This is a genomic window from uncultured Fibrobacter sp. (assembly GCF_937877005.1).
Lineage (GTDB): Bacteria > Fibrobacterota > Fibrobacteria > Fibrobacterales > Fibrobacteraceae > Fibrobacter.
In genome coordinates this window covers 1-5,948 of the sequence record NZ_CALEFV010000217.1, presented here as the reverse complement: position 1 = coordinate 5,948, position 5,948 = coordinate 1, and the positions used below count along the sequence as shown (strand labels likewise).

General features: G+C 51.1%; 5 protein-coding genes. All 5 read right to left on the bottom strand.

Features of this window, described 5'->3' with window-relative positions; genetic code table 11:
* The coding region (locus Q0628_RS09780; RefSeq protein WP_298770544.1) for a hypothetical protein at positions 1 to 249 on the bottom strand (249 nt) is incomplete at its 3' end.
* Positions 250 to 374: 125 nt separating this feature from the next.
* Entirely contained in the window at positions 375 to 3,338 is a 2,964-nt protein-coding gene (gene feoB / locus Q0628_RS09775; RefSeq protein WP_298770542.1) for a ferrous iron transport protein B, read from the bottom strand.
* Positions 3,338 to 3,622 (bottom strand): FeoA family protein, encoded by a 285-nt coding sequence (locus Q0628_RS09770; RefSeq protein ID WP_072978750.1) that lies wholly within the window; start codon positions 3,620 to 3,622, stop codon positions 3,338 to 3,340. Before Q0628_RS09770 ends, feoB begins: the two co-directional genes overlap by 1 nt.
* A gap of 48 nt (positions 3,623 to 3,670) precedes the next feature.
* Positions 3,671 to 4,108, bottom strand: a complete 438-nt coding sequence (locus Q0628_RS09765; RefSeq protein WP_072978751.1) for an iron dependent repressor, metal binding and dimerization domain protein — start codon at positions 4,106 to 4,108, stop codon at positions 3,671 to 3,673.
* A 337-nt stretch (positions 4,109 to 4,445) separates the two neighbouring features.
* Positions 4,446 to 5,726, bottom strand: a complete 1,281-nt coding sequence (locus Q0628_RS09760; RefSeq protein ID WP_298770539.1) for an ATP-binding protein — start codon at positions 5,724 to 5,726, stop codon at positions 4,446 to 4,448.
* Positions 5,727 to 5,948 lie beyond the last annotated feature (222 nt).

Sequence of the window (5,948 nt, the reverse complement as noted above, 5' to 3'; positions counted from 1 at the left end):
GTTTTTTTCTTCGGCAGGAGCGGCAGCGACAGGAGTTTCCTGAGCCGGAGCAGCGGCAGGGGCTTCCTGGGCAGGAGCCGGAGCGGCCTGAGTTTCAGCAGGGGCAGCAACGGGAGCTGCAGCAGGAGCTTCCGCAACAGGCGCTGCAGCGGGGGCTTCGGCGGCAGGAGCAGCTTCCTGAGCGAATGCGGGTATCGCAAACACGGAGGCGGCAGCAAGGCCGAACAAGAGATTAGAACGAGATTTCATTGTAAGGTATTCTCCTATGAGATTTTTTTGTTATAAGTTTCACTTATTAGACTAAGCTAACTTAATCTTTTTAATAAAGGGCTGGCAGGATTTGGGCCTACCAACCCTATTCTTGATTCCAAAAGTTAGTCTTCGAAGCGCTTTTCTTTATTCGCCTTCATACCGAAGAGCTTGAGGAAGATTCCCGTACCCACGAGCACCACGATGGCGGCGACAATCCATGTCATGTTTCCGCCAACAGGAACCTGGTAGAGGAGCACGGCAATCGCCCAGGCAAGGAGCGTCTGCACGGTCGCCATGAGGACGGCGAGACCGAGGCCGATTTCACGGGCAACCACGCCCATGGCGGCAAGGCACGGCACGTAAAGCAAGATAAAGATGAGGAACGCAAACACCTGCCAGTTAAAGCCATCCACCGGGTTACCGTTCTTGTCCGGATTGTGGAAGTAAGAGCGGAGGTTCGCATAAATATCCATCGTCTCGGAGAGGTCGCCTTCTTCGAGAGCGCCCATTTCGTCTTCGGAGAGTTCGAGGCCTGCGGCAGCGAGCTTTGCGAACACGGTTTCGCGGGTCTTTTCGTCCTCTTCTTCTTCGCCGAAGGTTTCGATGGCTGCATATTCTTCGCAGGTCAGCACCTTGGCATCGGTAATCTTGTCCAGAGTTTCCTTCTTGAGTTCGGCTGCTTCCTGGCCTTCCAATTCACCGGTGGTTCCCAGCGGGTCGGTAAGCGAACCGAAGACTTCGGCGAGGTTAGCAGGAATCGAGCCGAGAGCTTCGAGCACGGCGCCCTTGATATCGGGAGCGCCGCCTTCTTCCTCTTCTTCGGCGGGGCATTCGTCGATGCCTACGATAAGCGGCTTTTCTTCTGCAGCAGGTTCCGTGGCCTTTTCTTCGGCAGGAGCGGCCTTGGCAACGGCTTCCGCGGATTCAGCAGGTGCTGCGGCACTATCGGCAACCACAGCGCTATCAGTTGCAGCGGAGTCAGCAACAGCGGCGACTGTCGAATCAGCCTTCACGCTATCCGCAGCGGCAGAGTCAGCAACCGCCACTTGTTCCGGAGCAGGCTCTTCTGCCTTCGGCTCTTCAGTAGGTTTCGCAGCCTTATTTTCTTCTGCAGGAGCCTCGGCATTCTCCCCCACCATGGAATAGAGCGAGTTCATGGTACCGATAACGGCTTCCTTGGCCAAGAGGCCCGTAAACAGCGACACGGATGCGGGCCAGTTTTCTTTTTCGACACCGAAGGGTTCGAACACCGGCGTAATCGCCTTACCGATGGTAGAAAGCAAGCTGTTTTCGGAGTCGCCGTTACCGGCAGTGAACTCGTTTGACTTCACCACCTTGGATTCGTCAACAACGAAACCTTCGGGGAGAGCAACATTTTCAGCCTCGCCTTCTTCATTTTCCTTGACCATCTGGTAGCCATCTTCGGCCTGGACGATTTCGGTCGTCTTGCCGTCAACATCGACATACATTTTCTCGACAATGCCGAAGCTGTTGAGGAAGCCAAGAACTGCAACGGCAAGCGTAATCACCTTACCGGCGCGCCAGATGTAGTCACGCAGGCGCTGCCAGCAGTGAATCATCAGGGACTTGAACTTGGGCAAATGATACGGCGGAAGTTCCATCACAAAGTTGCTGGCCTGGCCCTGGAAAAGCGACTTCTTCAGGAACAAACCGTAAGCGATGGCGAACAGCACACCGGCGAGGTAAAGCAGGAACACCACCGTGCCCGCCATCTTGCCGAAGAATGCCGCCGCAAAAAGCGCGTACACCGGGAGGCGTGCGCCGCAGCTCATGAACGGCACCAAGAAGATGGTGAGGAAACGTTCACGCTTGGATTCCAGCACGCGGGAGCCCATAATGCCCGGCACGCCGCAACCGAAGCCCACCATCATCGGCACGAAGGCACGACCCGGGAGCCCAAGGAAACGCATGAAGCGGTCTGCAACGAAAGCCGCGCGGGCCATGTAACCCGAGTCTTCCAAGAACGAAAGGCACAGGAACATGAAGAAGATGACCGGGATGAAGGTCGAAACCGTCTGGATACCGGCACCGATACCGTCGGCGAGAATTGCCGTGACAAACGACGGGCAACCGAGTACATCGCCCAGCACGTAGCCGAGGCCATCCACAAAAATCGCACCGAACAGCACGTCAAAGAAATCAATGAACGCAGAACCGATCGTCACCGCAATCCAGAACACCAGATACATGATGACCAGGAAAATCGGGAGAGCCGCCCAGCGGTTCAAAAGAACTGCGTCAAGCTTGTCGGAGAATGTCTTCTTGGCGCGCGCAGAAACAATCGCCTTGCCCGCCACGCTATGCGAAATGGAATAGCGGTTTTCGGCCATCGCAAATTCCGGCTCTTCGCCCAGAATCTTCACGACATCGGCCTTGTCGAGCTTTACGCCCGCTTCGGCGAATTTGTCTGCATAGCTCTTCTGGTTGCCCAAGTACATGAGCGAAACCCAACGGGAGTCCGCATCCAAAAGCTTTGCGACCGGTGCCACCTTCGGTTCCAAAACCTTCACGGCCTCTTCGACCTTGTCGCCGTAAACCATCTGCTTCGGGAGCGGCATCGGGCTCGCAAGCACGTGGCCCATCTGGCTAATGAAATTGGTGACACTCTTTTCGCTCACGGCAGAAAGCGGAATGCACGGCACGCCGTAGAAATCAGAAAGTTCGTCGAGATCCAGCTGGATTCCGCGATTCTCGGCAATGTCCATCATGTTGACGGCAATCACCATCGGAATCTTCATGTCGGCAAGCTGGCTCGTAAGGAACAGGTTGCGTTCCAGGTTCGTCGCATCGACAATGTTGATAATCAGGCTCGCTTCGCGGCTGAGCAAGTAATCGACAGCAGCGCGTTCGTCTTCGGCATTTGCGAACAAAGCGTAAGTACCCGGAAGGTCCACCAGGCGAATCTGGCGGTCGCCCAGTTCAAAGTAACCTTCCTTCTTTTCGACCGTCACGCCAGGCCAGTTACCCACACGCTGGCGTGCACCCGTAAGGGCGTTAAAGAGAGCCGTCTTACCGCAGTTCGGGTTACCGGCAATTGCAATCGTCAAAAGTTTTCTGGCAGCCATTATACCCTCCTCAACTTGAGAACATTGGCTTCTTCTTTACGGAGCGAGAGCCTGTAAGACAGTACGCTTACTTCAATCGGATCGCCGAGGGGGGCCACCTGCAAGACTTCCATTTGAACGCCACGCACAAGGCCCATCGAAAGCAACTTGGACTTATAAGCAGAATCGCCCTCGTTATAACCGACGATCTCTACCTTGTCGCCCTTCTTGAGTTCCGAGAACTTGGGCTCGGTACTCCACTTTTTCGTTTGCGACTTTCCGCCGCAACCACAATTACAGCTCATATCATCCTCATATAAAAACGGGAAAACTCTTGAGCGGAGCCTTCCTGTTTACTTTGTGTTTTTGACAACCCTTAGTTTTTTTACCGAAGAAACTTTTGCCGAGGCAATCGCATTCGACGGTTTCACAAAATCTTCAATCTTACCGAGAGTTTCTGCAGAAAGAATGTGCTCCATACTGCAAGCATCCTTGTCGGCAATCGCCTCGGACACGCCCAGCTTAATCAGGAATCCCTTCAGAAGAATATGACGGTTCAAAATCATGGCGGCAACGCGCTCTCCCTCTTCGGTGAGTTCTACACCGCTGTAGGGTTCCTGCCTAACAAGGCCCATCTTCTTGAGTTCAACCATGGCCTTTGCAACCGACGGCATTTTCACGCCGAGAGCCGCCGCAATATCCTTGACGCGGGCAAGCCCGTTCGCCAGGCGCAGCATATGCACCATTTCCAGGTAATCTTCTAAGCTTTGAGTCAGTTTTGTATGGTCCATTTCAACCAGCCTTATTTAGACGCGGCTAATATAGTTTAATAAAACTAATTAGGCAAGGCTAAAAATATTACCGAATTCGTATTTATTTAGATTAGACTAATTTTATAAGAAAAATTTACATCATTTTCGCCATTTTACCCTTGTTTTTACAGTTAGTTTTATCTAACTTTTAGTTAGACAAGTCTAATTCTGAATGTCGCCATAGCTTTCGGACTCAGGCTTGTTAGGTTGAATCAAAAAATCAATTCCCTCTTTTGTGTCTCTTTGGGAATAAAGGTGCCCCCGCTCAAGTAGCTCTGAGCAGGGGCATTTTTGTTTACTATTCAAGTCAACATTTTTACACTGCATAAAGCGGAACATTAGTCAAGGACGCTTGTTCCTTATAGGGGCGCATGGAGTAGCGAATTGCCTGGAGTCCTGGCGTGTTTTGCAGCAGCGCCGAAAGGGAGTTGGAGCGCACTGATTCTCCCGACTTGACTTCGATGGGCAAGAGGCGGCCTTCCGACTGTATCAGGAAATCTAATTCTAGCCTTGAATCGTCCGTCGAGTGGTAGTAAATCGGTTCAATCCGTTTACTTTTCATTTGTTGCAAAATAAACTGTTCTGCAAGTCCGCCATTGAATTCTGCAATCAGGTCGCTCTTGATTAGAATCTGCGAAGAATCTGTATTTGCCATCGCACCCAACAGACCGACATCCAATGCATATAACTTGAAAATGTTCAGTTCTTCATAAATGCTTAATGGCAAAGCGGGTTTAGAAACGCGAGACACCTTGTAAAGCAAGCCGGAAACCACAAGCCATTCGATAGCTTCTTCGTATTGCGTTGCACGGGCGCCCTTGCGGAGTGCCCCGTAAATAAACTTCTTGTTTTCCTTGAACAGTTGCGAGGGAACGCTTTTCCAAACAAGCTTTATCTTTGCAACCTGGTCTTTGGGCGCATGTTTTGAAAAATCCTGCTCATATCCACGCAAGATGCTTTTCTGTATTTCGCGCACGCTCTGCAGAGCCCCGGTTTCAGCATACTGTTTAACTGCTTCGGGCATGCCGCCCACATAGTAGTATTGCCTGAGCAAATCGACGCACTTTTCGTGCAACGGAGCAATGCTAGCAAAATCTCTTTTTGCAATGAGATCCGCAGTGTTCTGTTCGCCGATGGCGTCAAGGAATTCCATAAAATTCATCGGGAAAATGTCTAGCTCGTCCACTTTTCCGACAGGGAACGACACTCCCTGATGGAGCGAAATTCCAAGCAACGATCCCGCAACGGCAATATGATATTCGGGCGCTTGCTCGTAAAAATATTTAAGCGCCTCGATGGCTTCGGGAACATCTTGAACTTCGTCCAAAACAATCAACGTGTCACCGGGGGTGATGTCAACCTTGCTTAAGGCCCTTAAATCGCGCAAGATTCGTTTAATGTCAAAATCGCGGGCGAACACCTGTTTCACCAACTCATTTTTTCGGCAAACGATATAGGCTTCTTTCTGATATGCCGTCTTGGCAAATTCCCGCAAAAGCCAGGTCTTGCCGACTTGACGCGCCCCGTTAAGAATCAAGGGCTTCCGGTTTGCGCTTTCTTTCCATTTAAGCAGATTTTCTAGGGCGATTCGCTTCATTTTACATTTTTCCGCATATATTTCACCATGTAAAATACATTTTTCCGCACATAAAATCAAGTCATTTTGACATTTTTCCGCACTTTAAATAATGAACAAATGTATAGAATTTCATCAAAAACTAAGCAAAAAGGCAGTCCATAGACTACCTTTTTAGCGCTTTTTTGGTAATTTGGGCGATTTTGAGCGTTGTTGTCCTACGCCTGCTTCAGCGGCGTCATG